The 17020-nt window shown below is 71.9% G+C and carries 13 protein-coding genes; 8 read left to right on the forward strand and 5 right to left on the reverse strand.

What is annotated here, in order from left to right; genetic code table 11:
* The 4 genes from FAF44_RS23695 to FAF44_RS23710 form a co-directional block, all read left to right on the forward strand.
* The coding region (locus FAF44_RS23695; protein ID WP_237105429.1) for a metallophosphoesterase at positions 1-3803 on the forward strand (3803 nt) is incomplete at its 5' end.
* A 99-nt stretch (positions 3804-3902) separates the two neighbouring features.
* Positions 3903-5018 (forward strand): HupE/UreJ family protein, encoded by a 1116-nt coding sequence (locus tag FAF44_RS23700; protein WP_237105430.1) that lies wholly within the window; start codon positions 3903-3905, stop codon positions 5016-5018.
* 95 nt (positions 5019-5113) lie between these two features.
* The gene (locus FAF44_RS23705; protein WP_237105431.1) at positions 5114-6478 is read left to right on the forward strand and encodes a cell wall metabolism sensor histidine kinase WalK; all 1365 of its coding nucleotides are present in this window, start codon (positions 5114-5116) and stop codon (positions 6476-6478) included.
* 129 nt (positions 6479-6607) lie between these two features.
* On the forward strand, positions 6608-6895 hold the full coding sequence (locus tag FAF44_RS23710) for a hypothetical protein (protein WP_237105432.1): 288 nt from the start codon (positions 6608-6610) through the stop codon (positions 6893-6895).
* 16 nt (positions 6896-6911) lie between these two features.
* On the opposite strand, the gene FAF44_RS23715 is transcribed toward FAF44_RS23710, so the two are convergent.
* A complete protein-coding gene (locus FAF44_RS23715) occupies positions 6912-7823 on the reverse strand; it encodes a DNA-3-methyladenine glycosylase (protein ID WP_237105433.1) in 912 nt (303 codons plus the stop codon).
* Positions 7824-7876: 53 nt separating this feature from the next.
* Entirely contained in the window at positions 7877-8959 is a 1083-nt protein-coding gene (locus tag FAF44_RS23720) for a MerR family transcriptional regulator (protein WP_237105434.1), read from the reverse strand.
* A gap of 93 nt (positions 8960-9052) precedes the next feature.
* Here FAF44_RS23720 and FAF44_RS23725 point away from each other — a divergent pair, with 93 nt between their 5' ends.
* From FAF44_RS23725 to FAF44_RS23735, 3 genes are all read left to right on the forward strand, one after another.
* The gene (locus tag FAF44_RS23725) at positions 9053-9634 is read left to right on the forward strand and encodes a patatin-like phospholipase family protein (protein WP_368857768.1); all 582 of its coding nucleotides are present in this window, start codon (positions 9053-9055) and stop codon (positions 9632-9634) included.
* A 25-nt stretch (positions 9635-9659) separates the two neighbouring features.
* Entirely contained in the window at positions 9660-10667 is a 1008-nt protein-coding gene (locus FAF44_RS23730; protein ID WP_237105435.1) for a 1-acyl-sn-glycerol-3-phosphate acyltransferase, read from the forward strand.
* Between the two features lie 84 nt (positions 10668-10751).
* Positions 10752-11567, forward strand: coding sequence for an SAM-dependent methyltransferase (locus FAF44_RS23735; protein WP_237105436.1), 816 nt, complete (start codon positions 10752-10754; stop codon positions 11565-11567).
* 1 nt (position 11568) lies between these two features.
* On the opposite strand, the gene FAF44_RS23740 is transcribed toward FAF44_RS23735, so the two are convergent.
* Positions 11569-13065: a cobyric acid synthase gene (locus tag FAF44_RS23740; RefSeq protein WP_237105437.1), complete on the reverse strand. Its 1497-nt coding sequence runs from the start codon at positions 13063-13065 to the stop codon at positions 11569-11571.
* Positions 13066-13200: 135 nt separating this feature from the next.
* Here FAF44_RS23740 and FAF44_RS23745 point away from each other — a divergent pair, with 135 nt between their 5' ends.
* Entirely contained in the window at positions 13201-14517 is a 1317-nt protein-coding gene (locus FAF44_RS23745) for an MFS transporter (protein WP_272894921.1), read from the forward strand.
* A 92-nt stretch (positions 14518-14609) separates the two neighbouring features.
* On the opposite strand, the gene FAF44_RS23750 is transcribed toward FAF44_RS23745, so the two are convergent.
* Positions 14610-14912, reverse strand: coding sequence for an antitoxin (locus FAF44_RS23750; RefSeq protein WP_237105439.1), 303 nt, complete (start codon positions 14910-14912; stop codon positions 14610-14612).
* Between the two features lie 76 nt (positions 14913-14988).
* Positions 14989-16929, reverse strand: a complete 1941-nt coding sequence (locus tag FAF44_RS23755) for an FG-GAP-like repeat-containing protein (RefSeq protein ID WP_237105440.1) — start codon at positions 16927-16929, stop codon at positions 14989-14991.
* Between the last annotated feature and the right edge of the window lie 91 nt (positions 16930-17020).

Below are 17020 nucleotides of genomic sequence, written 5' to 3' on the forward strand. Positions count from 1 at the left end.
CCTCCCAGGCCCCGCCGGCGCTCACCCCCGCCGACGGCTCCTACCTCGAAGGCACGGTCAAGGCCGCGGCGGTCCCGGCCACGGCCGGCGACAGCGTCACGCAACTCGCCCTCGACGGAGCCGCGCTCCCCGGCGCCACCCGTACGGTGGGCGTCTCCAAGCTCGCCTTCGACGTCGGCTCCAACTCGACCGAGGCCCAGTACCACAGCTACGTGCTGGTCAACGGCGCGTACAAGGTCGAGATCGGGGACTTCGTCAACCAGCGGGCCATGCTGGACATCCCGAACGAGCACCTCGTCAAGGGCGAGAACACCGTCGAGATCGTGGTCGGCGCGATCCCGTCGTCCTGCGGCACCAACTACGACGACTTCGTGCTGTCGGACGTGGGCCTCGAACTGCTCGGCGAGGTCGCGGACGGCGAGGACAACCCGTACACCCTCTCCTTCGGCGACGGGAGCTGCGGCACGAACACCTCGCTGCTCAAGCGCGCCACGCTGACCTTCTTCACCCAGTCCGACCCCCAGGGCACCAGCGGCCTGGCCGCGGACGTGGACACCACCACGCTGGCCAACGGCACCCACGTGGTCAGCGCCACGACGGCGGCGGGCGTCACCGTCAAGCACACCGTGACCGTCAACAACGCCCCGGCCGGAGCCCCCCGGCTGACGCCCACGGACGGCACACTCGTCTCCGGCAACCAGGCGGTCTTCGCGACGGTCCCGGCGGACGGCGCGGGCGGCGTCGAGAAGCTCACCGTGGACGGCGAGCAGCCCGTCACCAGGGCCACGCTCGGCAACGGCGCCGCGATGTTCGCCTTCGACGTGGGCGCCGACCCCCTGGACGACAAGTTCAACAACTTCCTGCTCGTCAACGGCAAGCGCATCGACCTGGGCGGCTCGTACGCCGGCGGCCGGGCCACCGTCGCGCTCCCCGCGCGCTTCCTCACCCCCGGCGACAACACGATCAAGGTCGTCACCGGCGACTACAAGGAGTCCTGCGGCAACGACCGCGACGACTTCACGCTCTCCAACCTGGCCCTCACCCTCGACGGCGCGAAGGTGACCGGGCAGGACGTCCGGCCGTCGTACGAGATGGGCGACGGCACCTGCGGCAGCAGCCAGACGGCCCTGCGGGAGGTCGAGCTGCGCTACACGATCGACGCCCCGGCCGTGCACATCGTGCCGACGCTCGGCTCGGGCGCGGCCACGCTCAGCTTCACCGTGGGCAGCAACTCGATCGAGGCGCGTTACCAGAGCTACCTGCTCGTCAACGGCCAGAAGGTCATCGTCGACGGGGACTTCGTGAGCCGCCGCGTCGACCTGACGATCCCGAACGAGTACCTGGTGCCCGGCTGGAACACGATCGACCTCGTCGCCGGCACCTACCCGACGTCCTGCGGGAACAACCGCGACGACTTCACGATCTCGAACCTCGCCCTGACCCCGGCGCAGGGCACGGCCACCGGCCAGATGCTCAAGAGCTCGTACGCCATGGGCGACGGCAACTGCGGCGACAACGTCAACCCGCTGACCGAGATCGACCTCCAGTTCCTCGTGGACGCCCCGGCCCGCGGCCTGCGCGCCGACCTCGACACCACGGCGATCAAGGACGGCCGGCACACCCTGGCCGCCGAGTCGAGCACCGGTGAGAGCGCCACCCGCCTGCTCATCACCGACAACTCCGCGCCGGCCGTCACCACCAGCGTCCCGGCCGCGAACGAGAGGATCAGCGCCACGGTCGTGCTCGACGTCAAGCTGGAGGACGCCTCCGGCGTCGTCTCCGGCCCCGACGTCCAGCTCGACGGCAAGCCCGTCCAGCTCGGCGCGCAGATCGGCCCCGGGCTGAAGGCCGGCAAGCACACCCTCTCCGTCATCGGCGTGGACGGGCTCGGCAACACCGCCACCCGCGAGGTCGTCTTCGAGTCGGCCGGCATCCCGGACGTCCCGGGCGAGCTGAGCCCGGCGCTGGGCGCGGTGGACGTGTCGGACCCCGCCACCCTGTCGGCCAAGGTGGCCGAGCCGGACGGCGGCCCGGTCACGGCGACGTTCTCGCAGGCCGAGATCCTCACCCCGGACGAGGTCTACCAGGGCACGGCCAAGACCCTGCCCACCACGCTTCAGGTGCCCGGCGAGAAGAAGGTCAGGACCGACGGGCTGGAGCCCGCCGACGGTAAGACCATCGACGCGCCGAGCGGCCAGGACCTCGTCTACCAGCGCTACGACGTCCAGGTGAAGGGGCACGCCGACGCCCCCGTCCTGCGCTGGGAGGGCACGATCGACCCCGAGCGGCTGGCCTCGCTGCGGGTCTGGAACACGAAGACCAAGGCGTGGGACCTGCTGACCAGCTCCCGGGGCGCGGCCGAGGGCGAGACCACGCTCACGGCCGTCGTGGACACCGGGTACATCGACCGGCAGAAGGTGCACGTCATGGTGACGGGCGAGGATCCGTTCGCCGACGACATCGAGCCGGGCGACCCGAACGGCTTCGCCGACCCCTCCACGTACGACTTCTCGATCGTGCACTTCACCGACACCCAGTACATCTCCGAGGGCGCGGTGGAGCAGGAGACGGCCGAGGAGCGCGCGGTGTGGGAGTCCGCCTACGCCGGCATCGTCGACTGGATCAAGGAGAACAAGGACCAGCGGAAGATCTCGTACGTCGCGCACACCGGCGACATCATCGAGAACAACATCCGCCAGCCCGCCGACGACGCCATGCGGCGGCAGATCGCCGGGGAGTTCGAGGTCTCCTCGAAGCAGCAGCGCGTGCTGGACGACGCCGGCATCCCGAACGGCGTCATCGCCGGCAACCACGACAACCAGTCGGGCACCGAGGAGGGCCCCGGGGCCGCCTACAACCAGTACTACGGCCCCTCGCGCTACCAGGAGGCCGCCAAGGGCTGGCAGCACGCGGAGTACGGCGGCCCGTGGAAGGAGGGCGACAACCAGAACCACTTCGACCTGTTCTCCGCGGGCGGCCTGGACTTCGTGGTGGTCGGCCTGTCGTACGGGGTGACGCGGGAGGAGGCCGAGTGGGCCGACTCCGTCTTCAAGAAGTACGCCAACCGCAACGGCATCCTGCTCTCGCACGACTACCTCGTGCCGAGCACGAACCCCGACGGGCGCGGGGCCGGGTTCTCCGCCCCCGACGGCTCGATGTTGTACAAGACGGTCGTCGAGAAGAACGCGAACGTCTTCCTCATCCTCGCCGGTCACGAGCACGGCGTGGGCACCAACGTCAAGCCGAAGGTGGGCCAGGTCGGCAAGGGGGTCGTCGAGCTGCTGGCGGACTACCAGTTCTACACCGTCTCCGCCGACCGGCTCGGGCTGACCGAGGTCGGCGGGTACGACCCGGCCGACCAGCTCCAGTTCGGCGCGAGCTTCCTGCGGATGTTGCAGTTCAACGTCAAACGCTCGGAGCTGATCGTGGACACCTACTCGCCGCTGCTCGACGAGTTCGGCGCGACCGAGTACGACCCGCTGCGCCGCTACAACGGCCTCGAGGACAACATGGTGCTCCCGGTCGACCTCACCACCCGGACGACGACCCTGCGGACCGACTCGCTGGCGATCTACAAGCCCACCCGGGTGATCGGCCGCGACAAGGTCGCCTCCGGGCAGGTCGCGTCGGTCAGGTGGGACCGGCTCAAGGACGACACGGCCTACGCCTGGTTCGTCACGGCCCGCTCCACCGGCGGCGGCGTGACCGCCTCCGAGCCGAGCGTCTTCGTCACCAAGGACGAGCGCGGCCGCCCCGGCAGGTGGGACGCCGACTCGCCGATGCACCGCTGGTTCAACCGGTGACCCGCCCCGCGGGTGACCGCCTGACCTTCTCCTGACGACCCGCCGCCCCGGGCCCCGCGTGGTCCCGGGGCGGCCTTCCCCTCCTGGAGGGACGAGACGATGTTGCGCCGGTGCTTGGCGTCCGTCATGGTGTCGCTGGCCGCCGCCCTGCTGTTCGCGGCCCCGGCCGCGGCCCACGACGCGACCACGAAGGCCCACGCCGAGGTCACCGGCACGGGCGTGCACGTACGGGCCGTGCTGGACCTCGAGTACGACCTGCTGATGAAGTCGGCCTGGCTGTACGCCTCGGCGTACGAGGCGAAGGAGCGGACCGAGCAGCTCCGTCAGCTCGCACTCAACCGCGACGCCGTGATCGGGTACGTCACGGAGCGTTTCGCGGTGGCCTACGACGACCGGCCCTGCGTGCCCGCGCTCGCCCGCGACGCCGACGTGCGAGCGCGCGACAAGAGGGCATTCGCGGTGCTCACCCTCGACTTCGCCTGCCGGGGCGAGCCCGGCGGGTCGCACGCGATCTCCAGCGCGCTGTTCCCCGACGGGGAGACGTTCGTCCACAGCACGGAGACGCTGGTCCGCTACGAGCTCGACGGTGAGCGCGGCTCCGCCGTCCTGGTGGCCGAGAGCCCGACGCTCAAGGTCGGCGAGCGGCAGGCGGCCGACCAGGCGGGCGAGTTCCTGCTGCTCGGCGCGGAACATCTGCTGTTCGGCCTGGATCACGTGCTCTTCCTGCTGGCGCTGCTGATCGGGGCGCGCCGCCCGCGTGACGTCGTCGTCACCGCCTCGGCCTTCACCGCCGCGCACAGCATCACGTTCCTGCTGGCGGCGATGGGGGTGGTGGACGTGCCGGGCGCGATCGTCGAGCCGGTCATCGCCGCCTCGATCGTCGTCGTGGCCCTGGCCAACCTGCTCGGCCGGGACGAGGACCGGCTCGGCAGGTGGCGGCTGCCCGTCGTGTTCGTCTTCGGCCTGATCCACGGGCTGGGCTTCGCGGGCGCGCTCGACATCAGGGAGAGCGGCTCGTGGGAGCTGCTGCTGTCGCTGCTCAGCTTCAACGTCGGCATCGAGCTGACCCAGCTCGTGCTGATCGCGGTGCTCTTCCCGCTGCTCACGCTGCTGCGCCGGGCCCCGTGGTCCCGCTGGGCGGTGCTCGCGCTGTCGGCGCCGATCGTGGGGATCAGCCTGTACTGGTTCTTCGACCGCATTCCGCTGCCGCTCTGACGGTGGCGTACCCCGTAAATCGTATTTGTCGGGGAATCTCCCGAGGTTAGCGGCGAGCCCGATCACTGTGTTCTGCTGATCCTCGGGGGAGGCGCGTGAGCAGACGATTGGGCCGGTCGTTGCGGACTCGGCTGGCGTTGCTGGCCAGCATCGCGATGCTGCTGCTGAACGTCATCGTCAGCGCGTTCGTGCTGTTCGGCATCCGTAACGAAGTGGTCGACATCAGGGCCGGGGAGATCGCGAGCAAGGCCGTCCGCGTGCTGCTCCTCGTCAAGCGCGAGCACCTGCCCGAGGTGCTCGACCCCGACGGGCTCCAGGGCCTTCAGGTGCTCGACCCGAGCGGCCGGCCGGTCGCCTGGTCGCCGAGCCTGGCCGGCGCGCCCCGACTGACGACCGCGCTCCCGCACCCCAACCAGGCCAACGAGTACGCCACGCTCTGCGACCTGCCCTCCTTCCCCGGCCAGTGCAAGACGGTCGCGGCGCTGATCGCGTACCAGGCCGACGGCCAGTGGGTCATCTACGCCGTCGACGCCGCCGTGCCCTGGTACGTCGCGCCCCAGGTGATCGCCTTCCAGGCCGGCGTGGCGGCCGTGCTGGTCGCGCTGGCCTGGTTCGGGGTGTCCCGCGTCGTGGCCAGGACGCTCGCGCCCGTCAGCAGCATCACCAGGCGGCTGGCCGAGATCAGCGAGGGCGGCGGCGGGATGCGCGTCCCCGTGCCCGAGAACGACGACGAGATCAGGGCCCTGGCCGAGACCGGCAACAAGACGCTGGAACGCCTGGAATCGGCCCTGGAACAGCAGCGGACCGCGATGGAACGCCAGCGCCAGTTCGCCGCCGACGCCTCCCACGACCTGCGCAGCCCGATCACCGCGATGCGCGCCCAGATCGAGGACGCCCTGCTCCACCCCGGGGAAGCCGACTGGACGGAGACCGGCCCCGAGGTGCTGGCCAGCCTGGAACGGCTGCAGGCGATCGTGGCCGACCTGCTCACCCTGAGCAGGCTCGACGCGGGCGCCCCCGACCAGCGCGAACCCGTGGACCTCGCCGGCCTGGTCGCCGCCGAGACGGCCAGGCCGCGCGGCAAACAGGTCGTCACCTCCCTGAGCCCCGGCGTGACCGTGTACGGCGACCGGCTGCAACTGGCCCGCCTGCTGACGAACCTGCTGGACAACGCCGAGCGGCACGCCGAGACCCGGATCGACGTGACCGTGCGGCGGCAGGACGACGACGCCGTGCTGGAGGTGCTGGACGACGGCAACGGCATCGCGCCCGAGCACCGCGAACTCGTCTTCCAGCGCTTCACCCGCCTGGACGCCTCACGCAGCCGCGACGCGGGCGGCACCGGCCTGGGCCTGCCCATCGCCCGCGAGATCGCGACCGCGCACCTCGGCACCCTGTCCCTCGACGACTCCCGCACCGGCGCCCGGTTCGTCCTGCGACTGCCGGCGCTGGTGGACTGACGCGGACCTGCGGGTCGCCCGGCGGGCACGGGCCTCGTGCGTACCACCGACATCCTGCGACATGACTGACTTGCTGATGATCGGGGCATGCTCTTCGCACCAGGAACGCGTGACCGGAGGGAGATCCACATGGAACAGTGGGGGACCGGCAACCGGGAGGTCCGCACCCCTGAAGGGCGTGCGCCCGGCCACGTCCGCTGCACGCCCCCCGCCGCCGCCGAACTCTTCGAGATCACCGTCCTCGACACCACCGGCGGCGACGGCGAGGCGCGCTGGCACACCATCGGCTGGGGCGTGAACCGCGGAGACGCCGACAGCATCGCCGAGGCGTACGTGACCCGACCCCTCTGCCCCTACGACGTGGCGCAGGTCCGGCACAACGGCCACCTGGTGGGGGTGCACCGCCGCCCCGAGTGACCCGGGCCCGCCACGGTCACTCCCCGTGCCCGGGACGGGCTCCGTCCCGGTCGTCCATGACGCCGTAGGAGGTCGCCCGGAACAGGAACGAGGCCCACGAGCGGTAGGGCCGCCACGACTCGGCCAGCTTCCGGTACGCCGCCGGCGGCGCGTCCTGCGCCAGCCCGTACGCCTCGCGCAGGATCGCGAACAGCCGCGGCTCGTCGCCGGGGAACGCGTCCGGCGCACCCGCGCCGCGGATCAGGATCAGGCCCGCCGAGAACGGCCCCACGCCCGGCAGCGCGCGCAACTCGGCGAGTGCCTGCTCGGGCGAGAGCGAGCGCAGGTGCTCGGTGGTGAGCACGCCGTCGAGCGCCGCCCTGGCCAGGCCGCGCACCCACTCCTCCTTCTGCGCCGGCAGCCCGAGCCCGCCCGCGTCGAGCAGCGAGACGGGCGGCGGGAAGGCTGTGCACGGCTGCCCGTCCACCACGACCTCCGCGCCGTGGCGGGCCGCGATGCGCTGCTTGATCCGGGAGGCGACGAGCATCGACGAACGTTGCACGATCACCGCCCAGCACGCCGCCTCCCACGGGCTCCAGAAGCACACGGGCCGCAGGCCGGGACGCAGCCGCCGCAGGTCGCCGAGCACCGGGTCGGCCGCGCCGAGTGCGGCGAAGCCGGAGCCGTCCACGTCGAGGGAGAGGATCCGGGCCACCTCGCCGCGGATGCGCGGCCCCGCCGGTCGGGTCGTGGTGACCGCCACCCCGCCCGGCGCGGCCGTCACACTCACGCCGATCGGCCGCCAGTCGGACTCCGCGCAGTACGCGAAGCGCAGCGTCCGGCCGTCGGACGGGAGCGCGCTCGTGGCCGGCCAGTCCTCGACGAAACGCAGGGAGTCGGCGAAGTCGAACGGGCCCTCGGCGGTGAGTGTGAATCCGTGCGTGGTCATGCGCGTATCGTAGGCGGGCCCTGCGACCAGGCCCGTCGTGACGGCGGCCCGGCTCAGCGCCCGGCGGGGTGGGTGCGCAGGGCCGCGCGGAACCAGCCGAGCGCCGGGGTCAGGCACTCCGGCGGCGGCCAGCCGTTGATCACGGCCAGGAGGTGGACGTACCGCTCCCTGCGCGGGTCGTCGGCCGTCGCCAGCCGGGCGGTGAGCGTGGCGGGGTCCAGCCCGCAGGCGGCGACCAGCGCCGTGACGTACGGCCCGGCCTCGGGTGCGGCCGGGTCGATGCCGGCGGCCAGGGCGGGTGCGGCCAGGTCCCGCGCCAGCGCCGCGGGATCAGGCGCGATGACGGCCACTCCGGCCCCGCCCCGGGACCCGGCCGGGGACCCGGTGCCGGGCTCGGCATGAGAGCCGACACGGGACGCGGTGTGGCGCCCGGTCGGGGGTTCGGAGGGGAGTCCCGCCCGGGACTCGGCGCGGGAGTCGGCAGGGGAGTCGGTGCGGGGTTCGGTGGGGTGGTCGGTGCGGGCGGTGGCGTGGGTGGCGGCGTGGGTGGCGGCCATGCGGCGGAGGCCGGCGCGGAAGTCCGGGTCGCGGGACAGTTCGGCCAGTTCGGCCCAGGCCGCCACCTGTTCCGGTTCGGGGTCGTCGGGCAGTTCGGGGGTCAGTGAGGTCATGATCCCCGCGAAGGCGGGGTCGCCGCGCAGGTCGCCGAACGCGGCGGCGAGGAAGTCGCCGATCAGGCGGCGCCGCTCGGCCTCCGACAGGCGGGCGAGTTCGTGCATCAGTTCCATCTCCTCCGGGGTGGAGCCGCGCCTGGCCACCGCGGTCAGCACCGCCCGCCGCAGCCGCAGCGTGCGGATCCGCGCCGCCAGGGCCTCGGCGTGCGCCGCGGCGACCTCGGGCAGGGACGTCTCCCGGTCCACGACCCGGCGGATCGTGGGCAGGTCGAGCCCGAGGTCGCGCAGCGTGCGCACGAGATCGAGCCGGGCGGCGGCGGCGCGGTCGTACAGGCGGTAGCCGGCGGGGCTGCGGCGGGTGGGCGGCACGATCCCCTCGTCGGAGTAGAACCTGATGGTCTTGACCGTCAGCCCGGTACGCCGGGCCAGGTCGCCGATCGAGCAGAGCGCGTCCCCGTCCATGCCCCCCACTCTCGCGCCTCCCCCCACGGGAGACTCAAGCGGGCGATCGCGTCCCGCCCGCGATGCGGTGAGCGACCGTCACCGGCCGCCTCGATAAGATCCCAGCATGGCCCGGACGGCACCCACCTGCACCCGATGGGGCCGCTGCGGGAGGTGCTGAGCGCCACCGTGAAGGCGTCCAGGATCGAGGAGCTGGCCGTGCCGTTCCAGTGCGTGGCGGCCTCGATCGAGCGGGCGGCGGCCCACTGGTTCGACGGCGGTCCGCTGGTGGACGCGGTGCTGGCGTCCTGCGCGGTGCCCGGTCTGCTGCCGCCCGTCGTGATCGGCGGCGAGCACTTCTACGACGGCGGGCTGGTGCACAGCATCCCGATCGGGCGGGCCGTGCAGCTCGGGGCCGGCCGGGTCTACGTGCTGCACGTCGGCCGCATCGAGCGCCCGCTGTCGCCGCCCAGGCGGTTCTGGGAGGTGGGCATGGTGGCGTTCGAGATCGCCCGCCGGCACCGGTTCGCCGAGGACCTGGCCACGCTGCCGGCGGGCGTGGAGGTGCACGTGCTGCCGTCGGGGGTGGCCGAGCCGCTCTCGCCGCTGCGCTACCGTGACGGGTCGCAGATCTCCGCCTGCATCGACCGGGCCTACCAGGCATCTTCCCGCTACCTGGGGAACAGGGCAGGATGAGAGCACACCCCTGAAGGAGGCCGAGGTGCTGCCACCCCGGATTCTGCGCAGGCTCGTGCTGGCACCGCTGGTCATCGTGGTCACCGTGTTCATGGTGGTCACGCTGCCGTTCTGGCTGGTCGTGACGGCCGCCGCCTCGCTGCGCCTGCCGCCGCCGCAGCGCAGGGGGCTGCGGTTCGTGTGGTTCGGGGTGGCCTGGCTGACGCTGGAGTCGGCGGTGCTGATCGCCTGCCTGTGGTTGTGGGTGGCGGGCGGCGGCGCGCGGCGGCAGGAGCGGCACTACGCGCTGATCAGGTGGTCGCTGTCCAAGGTGTTCGCGGCCGCGGTGCGGATCTTCCGGCTGTCCGTGGAGATCGAGGAGCCCCCGCGGCGGACGTGGGCGGCCCGCCCGGCCCGGCCGGTCATCGTGCTGTCCCGGCACGCCGGCCCCGGAGACTCCTTCCTGCTGATCCACCAGCTCCTGGAGCGGTACGGGCGCCGGCCGCGCATCGTGATGAAGGCCGCGCTCCAGTACGACCCCTCGCTCGACGTCATCGTCAACCGCCTGCCGAACGCGTTCGTCTCCCGCCGGCACGGGGAGAGCCGGGTCGTCGAGGAGATCCGCGGCCTGTCGGCGACGATGGGCGGCCAGGACGCCCTGGTGATCTTCCCGGAGGGCGGGAACTTCACCCCGCGCCGGCGGCGGCTGGCGATCCGGCGGCTGGAGGAGAAGGGCCTGGGCGCGGAGGCGGAGCGGGCCCGCGGCCTCTACCATCTGCTGCCGCCCCGTCCGAACGGCGCCATCGAGGCGATCGAGGCGTGCCCGTCGGCGGACGTCGTCTTCGTCGCGCACACCGGCCTCGACGATCTGGTCACGCTCGGGGACGTCTGGCGCAAGCTGCCCCTCAGCGCGCGCATCACCGCGACGTGGTGGCGGGTCCCGGCCGAAGACATCCCCGGTGACCGGGAGGAACGCATCCGCTGGCTGTACGACCACTGGGAGCGGATGGACGACTGGATCACCGCCCAGCACCTGGCCGCCAAGCCCGGTTAGCGAGGATTCTCCGCGCATGTCCGGCGGCGGGCGTCTATGTTGATCTCTGACACGAGGATCACGGATGCCACTGGGGAGGCATTGATGGGCAACCGACCTCAGGACGCCGACCGGGCCGCGGAACTGGCCCGGATCGACACCTCCGTCCCGCACCCGGCTCGCGTGTGGGACTACTGGCTGGGCGGCAAGGACAACTACGCGCCCGACCGCGAGGTGGGGGACGAGATCGTCAAGGTCATGCCGGACCTGCCGGTCAACGCCCGCGCCGAGCGGGAGTTCATCGGCCGGGTCGTGCGTCACCTGGCCGGCGAGCGCGGCCTCGACCAGTTCCTCGACGTGGGCACCGGCATCCCGACGGCGACCAACACCCACGGCGTGGCGCAGGAGGTCAACCCGGCCGCCCGGATCGTCTACGTCGACAACGATCCGATCGTTCTCGTCCATGCCCGTGCCCTGCTGGTGGGCACCGACGAGGGGGAGACCGACTACATCGACGCCGACCTGCGCGACCCGAAGACCATCCTGCGCGAGGCCGCCCGGACCCTGGACTTCTCCCGTCCGATCGCGTTGATGCTGATGGGGGTGCTGGAGTTCGTCCCCGACGCCGGGGAGGCGCACGCCGCGGTGGGGACGCTGCTCGACGCGCTGCCGCCGGGCAGCCACCTGGCGATCGCGCACAGCCTGAAGTGCCCCCCGATGGACGAGGCCGCCGCCCGCTGGAACGCCAGCGGCGCGACCCCGCTCACCCTGCGCACGGAGGCCGAGCTGCTGGCCTTCTTCGACGGCATGGAGCTGGTGGAGCCGGGTCTGGTGTCGCTGCCGAAGTGGCGGCCCGAGCCCGGCACCAGCTTCACCGACCGCGAGGTGTTCCAGTACGGCGTCGTGGGCCGCAAGCCGTAGCTCAGCGCACGGTGCCGGGCGGCAGCGTGGGCAGGTCCGCGGGCGGGCCGTGCTCGATGAGGCGCAGCAGCGCGCCGGTGTCGAGGTGCTGCTCGACCAGGTCGCCGAGCGCGTCGAGTTGCCGTTCGCGCAGCGCGGCGAAGTCGGTGGCCGGGTCGGGGGTGAAGTCGCGCCCGGCCCGCGCCGCCACGTCCGCGAGGAAGGCGCGGCGGAAGCCGTCGTTCTCCAGGACGCCGTGCCAGGTGGTGCCCCAGACGTCGCCGGCCCGGCAGCCGTCGAGGAACGGCTCGCCCCCTTCGACCGTGGCCACCCCGTGGTGGATCTCGTAGGCCCGCACCGGCTGCCCGTACGCCGTCCCCTCCGGCCTGGCCAGTCGTTTGTGCCGCCCGAACGTCACCCGGGCCGGCAGCAGCCCGAGGCCCTCGACCCGGCCGGCCCGTGACTCGACCTCGTCCACGATCTCGCGCGCGAGCATCTGGAAGCCGCCGCAGATCCCCAGGACGGGGCCCTTCCTGGCGGTGATCGCCGCCGCCAGGCCGCTCTCGCGCAGCCAGGCCAGGTCGGAGACGGTGGCCCGGGAGCCGGGCAGCACCACCAGGTCGGCGTCGTCCAGCTCGACCGGGTCGGTGGCGAAGCGCACCACGACCCCGGGTTCGGCGGCCAGCGCGTCCACGTCGGTGAAGTTGGAGATGCGCGGCAGCCGTACGACCGCCACCCGCAGTGTCTGCCCGCCGTACGGGCCGCGTGCCCTGACCTGCCGGTGGTCGAGGGCCAGTGAGTCCTCGACGTCCAGCCAGAGCCCGTCGAGCCAGGGCAGCACCCCGTGCACCGGCCGTCCGGTCAGCTCTCTGATCATGTCGAGCCCCGGCTCCAGCAGTTCCTTCGCGCCGCGGAACTTGTTGACCACGAAACCGGCGACGTGGGCCTGGTCGGCGGCGTCCAGCAGGCCCACGGTGCCGTAGAACGCGGCGAACACGCCGCCTCTGTCGATGTCGCCGACCACGATCACCGGCAGGTTCGCGGCCCTGGCCAGGCCCATGTTGGCGATGTCGCCGCGGCGCAGGTTGATCTCGGCCGGGCTGCCCGCGCCCTCGCACACCACCACGTCGTACCGTTCGCGCAGCCGGGCCAGGGCGTCCACGGCGGTGGCGCGCAGCAGGTCCTTGAGCGCGCCGTACTCCATGGCGTCCACGTCGGCGATCGGGCTGCCCATCAGCACCACCTGGCTGCGGCGGTCGCTGCCCGGCTTGAGCAGGATCGGGTTCATGTCGGCGACGGGTTCGAGGCCGCACGCCTGCGCCTGCATGGCCTGCGCCCGGCCGATCTCGGCGCCCTCTGCGGTGACGTACGAGTTCAGCGACATGTTCTGGGCCTTGAAGGGCGCCACCCGGACGCCCTGGCGGGCCAGCCATCGGCAGATGCCGGCCGTGACCACGCTCTTGCCCGCGTCCGACGTGGTGCCGGCGACCAGCAGTGCCCCTTTGACCCTTTTGACCATGAGATCACCGTACACAGCAGAAAGGTCGCGAAATTTCGCTGTAATCCCCCATTTACGAATGCTGTGACTTCTGCCACTCTGGCTAGAACATTGCCCTAGAACAGGATTCTAGATTTCCCTACGGAAAGGGTGGGCATGGTCGGCACGCTCGGTTCGCCACGGACAGGCACCATCGACGCGCAGTCCCGCGCGCCATTCGGCTGGGCGCCCCTCGTGGTGCTCTTCATCGTCGGACTAGTGGACCGGATCGAGCACAACCTCCTATCGGGCGTGCTCCCGCTGATCCAGGCGGAGTGGGGCTTCAGCGACACCGCCGCGGGCTCCATCCCCACGGCCGCCGCCCTGGCCGCCGCCGTGGTCTCGCTGCCCGCCGGATACCTGGCGGACCGCTTCAGCCGGACGCGCATCATCACGATCGTCGTCTTCTGCTGGGCCATCGCCACCCTGGGCTCCGGCCTGGCCACCGGCTTCGCGATGTTCTACCTCATGCGCGTGTTCCTGGCGGTGGCCGAGAACATCGACAACCCGGCCGCGGGCAGCCTCCTCGCCGACTACTACCCGCCCGCCAGCCGGGCCAAGGCGTACGGGCTCACCCGCGTGACCACGTACCTGGGCGGCGTCGGCACCCTGCTCGGCGGGCTGCTGGCCGAGATGTTCTCGTGGCGCACCGCGTTCCTCATCATGGTCGTGCCGGGCCTGCTGACGGCGCTGCTCGTCTGGTTCCTGCGCGAACCCCGGCGCGGCGAGCTGGACCGGCTCGTCGCCACCGGCGAGGCGCCGGCCGACAAGCCGGAGCCGCCCGCCAAACCGCCGTTCTGGACCCAGTTCCGGCAGGTGCTCACCATCCCGACGCTGCTGTTCGTCTGCGCCGGCCTGTCGCTGCTCAGCCTCGGCCTGGCCGGCATCTTCTTCTGGCTGCCCACGCTCATGGTGCGCACCTTCGGCGCCAGTGTGGGCGCGGCCGGCTCGCTCAGCGGCCTGATCACCATCGCGGGCACGCTGATCGGCACCCTGGTCGGCTCGTGGCTGGGCAGGAAGTGGCACGGCACCCGCAAGGGCGGGCGGCTGCTGGCGGGCGGCGGCGGCATCACGGCGGGCTCGCTCGTGCTGGCCGGGGCGCTGTCCATGGACTCCCTGGTCGGGCTGACCGCCCTCGTGCTGCTCGCCTGCTCGCTGATGTCGATCGCGATCCCCAACATGACGGCCTGCCTGGCCGACGTGGTCCCGGCCGCCTCCCGCGGGCTCGGCTTCGCCGTCCTGCAACTGCTGCTCACGGCCGGCACCGCTTTCGGCTCGCTGGTCGTCGGCATCGCGTCCGACCAGTTCGAGTCGCTGCTGTACGGCATGTACATCCTGGTGCTGCCCATGGCCGTGGGCGGGCTGCTCACGCTGGGGGCCAGGGCGTCGTTCGAGCGGGACGCGCGCAAGGTGATGGAGGCCGCGCGCGGCTGATCCGGCCCGCCAGGCGAAAGGGGGGCGCGGCATGAGCCGCGCCCCCTCACGCGTTCAACTCCTCGGCGGCGCGGGCCGGGCCCCGCCGCGCGTCAACCCTGCGGCGGCGGGCGCCGGTCGCGTTCCTCCTGCGACTGAGGTTGCGGTTGTGACTCCGGGGGTGATCCCGCCTGTGATTGGGGCCGGTCCGGCGACTGCTCGTCACCGGCGGCCCCGCCTCCTCCGCCGTAACGGCGCTGCACGGCGTCCGCACCCTTGCTGATCTGGTCGTCGTACTTGTGTCCGGTACGCTCCTTCACATACTGCTCGGCGCGGTCCAGGACCTCGTCGGCCTGCTTGGAGTGTCCTCTGGCCAGGTCTTCTGCCTTCTTCAGCCATTCTGCGATGCGGCTCATGAGCCCATCCCCGTTCTTCAGGCTACGACCCGGCCCCTACCCCCGAAGCATCGAATGATGTTTGGCGGGCAGGGCCTCACCCGACAGGCGCTCCGAAGGCCGACGCCCAGCCGGGGCCGACGACGACGGCCGGGTTGAACTTGTTGCCGCCCTTGCCGTTCCACACGGTGAGGGCTCCGGTGCCGGCGTGCACGGCCCCGATGTCGTCGCGGCCGTCGCCGTTGACGTCGCCCAGCGACATCAGCGTGGCGGCGTAGGACTCCCAGCCGGGTCCGGTCGCGATCGCGCCGTCGAAGCGGTTGGCGCCCTTGCCGTTCCAGATGGTCAGGGTGTTGGTGTCTTTCTTGACGGCGGCGAGGTCGGTGAGGCCGTCGCCGTCGAAGTCGCCGGAGATCGGCGCAGTGTAGGCGCCCCAGCCGCCGCCGACCGTGGTGGCCGAGCCGAACTTGTTGCCGCCCTTGCCGTTCCAGATGGTGAAGGTGCCGGTGCCGGCGTGCACGGCGCCGATGTCGGTGACGCCGTCGCCGTTGACGTCGCCCATCGACATCAGGCTGGCCGCGTACGGCTCCCAGCCGGGGCCGGTCTCGACCGAGCGGGTGAACTCGTTGCCGCCCGCGCCGTTCCAGATGGTCAGGGTGTTGGTGTCCTTCTTGACCGCGGCGAGGTCGCTGAGGCCGTCGCCGTTGAAGTCGCCGGAGATCGGCCGGCTGAAGGCGCCCCAGCCGCCGCCGACCGTGGTGGCCGGGCCGAACTTGTTGCCGCCCGCACCGTTCCAGATGGTCAGCGACCCGTCGGCGGCCGAGAACAGGTCGCCCACGCCGTCGCCGTCGAAGTCGGGGGTGGCCGATCCGCCCACCCCCGCGACGTACGGGTTCTGCGCGTGGGTGAGGGTCTCCCAGCCCAGGAAGTGCGACACCCCGGCGGGACGGCGCTGCTCGATCCACTTCGTGGCGTCGGGGGTGTCGTCGTACCCGAGCCGGTGGTGCAGCGCGTTGTAGCCGACCTCCGGAGGCACCCCGAGACCGCGGGTGACCTTGCCGCCGCACAGCCACGACGGCACCGTCCCGCCCATCTCCAGGCCGGCGTGCAGGTCCATGGCGTACCTCAGCCGGTGCTTGGCCTTGGCGTACAGGTCCACGCCCTGGATCCCGGCCGTCTCGGCGACGTGGGAGATGGCCGACAGGCCCCACCCGGTGTGGAAGAAGTCGCGGCAGGTCTCCTGGGTGAGCCCGTCCACGAACTTGGTCTGGCCGTGCCAGTAGTCGATGATCTTGGCCTTGGTGTTGTACGTGCTCTTCGGCGGGGCCTTGGGGATCGAGCCGTCCGTCGTGAGGTAGATGTAGGCGGGCAGCCGGCCCTGCCAGGTGGCGACCGCCTTGTCGAAGGAGGCGCGGTCGTCCAGGTGCACGGCGATGCCGATGGCGGCATCGGTCATGATCAGTTCCCAATTGCCGTTGTTGTTCGGCCGGCCGGCGATCAGCGTCGGGAGATAGACGCTGCGCAGCTTGCCGGCGAAGCGCCCGGCCTGGGTCCAGCCGGTGTAGGTGTGCTTGATGAGCTCGGCGGCGCGGGAGAAGTTCGCGCCCGCCCAGCCCGTCTGCAACGGCGCGTTGTCCCCGGTGTGGTTGGTGATCACGGCCGACCACGCGTCCATGATCTGGATCGCCTTCTTGGCGTAGCGGGCGTCCTTGCTCAGGTACCAGCGCAGGGCGTGCGTGTAGGCCGCCATGGCGTCCTCGCGCTCGTCGGTGCAGCCGTTGTCGGGGTTGGACGTCGGGCCGCAGTTCACCACCGAGCGGGGGGTGGGCGTGTAGGAGAGCGCGGCGAAGGGGTGGCGCTCCAGGGCGCTCCAGGCCGACTTCCACGGCTCGCTGCCGAGGTTGGCCCGGACGAAGTCGAGCTGGGCACGGCTCACCAGCACACCCGGGTGCTGGAACACGGCCGCCTGCGCGGGCTGTGGGACGACCAGGGCGGCGGCCACGAGCGCGGCGACGGCGAGAGGGCGGGCGAGACGCACGAGCTTCCTTCCAGAGTGAGGACGTCCATTCCGCCAGCCGGAGCCTGCCGCGTCAAGCCGGGTATGCGAGGAATGAGGACCCGACATACCG

It is taken from the genome of Nonomuraea sp. MG754425 (assembly GCF_021699195.1).
In the GTDB taxonomy this organism is placed as follows: Bacteria; Actinomycetota; Actinomycetes; order Streptosporangiales; family Streptosporangiaceae; genus Nonomuraea.

What these genes read in the sequence shown, in the direction of transcription:
- FAF44_RS23750 (WP_237105439.1), bottom strand. Translation starts at nt 14,912, where the DNA reads ATGAGCCGCATCGCAGAATGGCTGAAGAAGGCAGAAGACCTGGCCAGA.
- FAF44_RS23700 (WP_237105430.1), top strand. Translation starts at nt 3,903, where the DNA reads ATGTTGCGCCGGTGCTTGGCGTCCGTCATGGTGTCGCTGGCCGCCGCC.
- FAF44_RS23720 (WP_237105434.1), bottom strand. Translation starts at nt 8,959, where the DNA reads ATGGACGGGGACGCGCTCTGCTCGATCGGCGACCTGGCCCGGCGTACC.
- FAF44_RS23715 (WP_237105433.1), bottom strand. Translation starts at nt 7,823, where the DNA reads ATGACCACGCACGGATTCACACTCACCGCCGAGGGCCCGTTCGACTTC.
- FAF44_RS23745 (WP_272894921.1), top strand. Translation starts at nt 13,201, where the DNA reads ATGGTCGGCACGCTCGGTTCGCCACGGACAGGCACCATCGACGCGCAG.
- FAF44_RS23735 (WP_237105436.1), top strand. Translation starts at nt 10,752, where the DNA reads ATGGGCAACCGACCTCAGGACGCCGACCGGGCCGCGGAACTGGCCCGG.
- FAF44_RS23740 (WP_237105437.1), bottom strand. Translation starts at nt 13,065, where the DNA reads ATGGTCAAAAGGGTCAAAGGGGCACTGCTGGTCGCCGGCACCACGTCG.
- FAF44_RS23710 (WP_237105432.1), top strand. Translation starts at nt 6,608, where the DNA reads ATGGAACAGTGGGGGACCGGCAACCGGGAGGTCCGCACCCCTGAAGGG.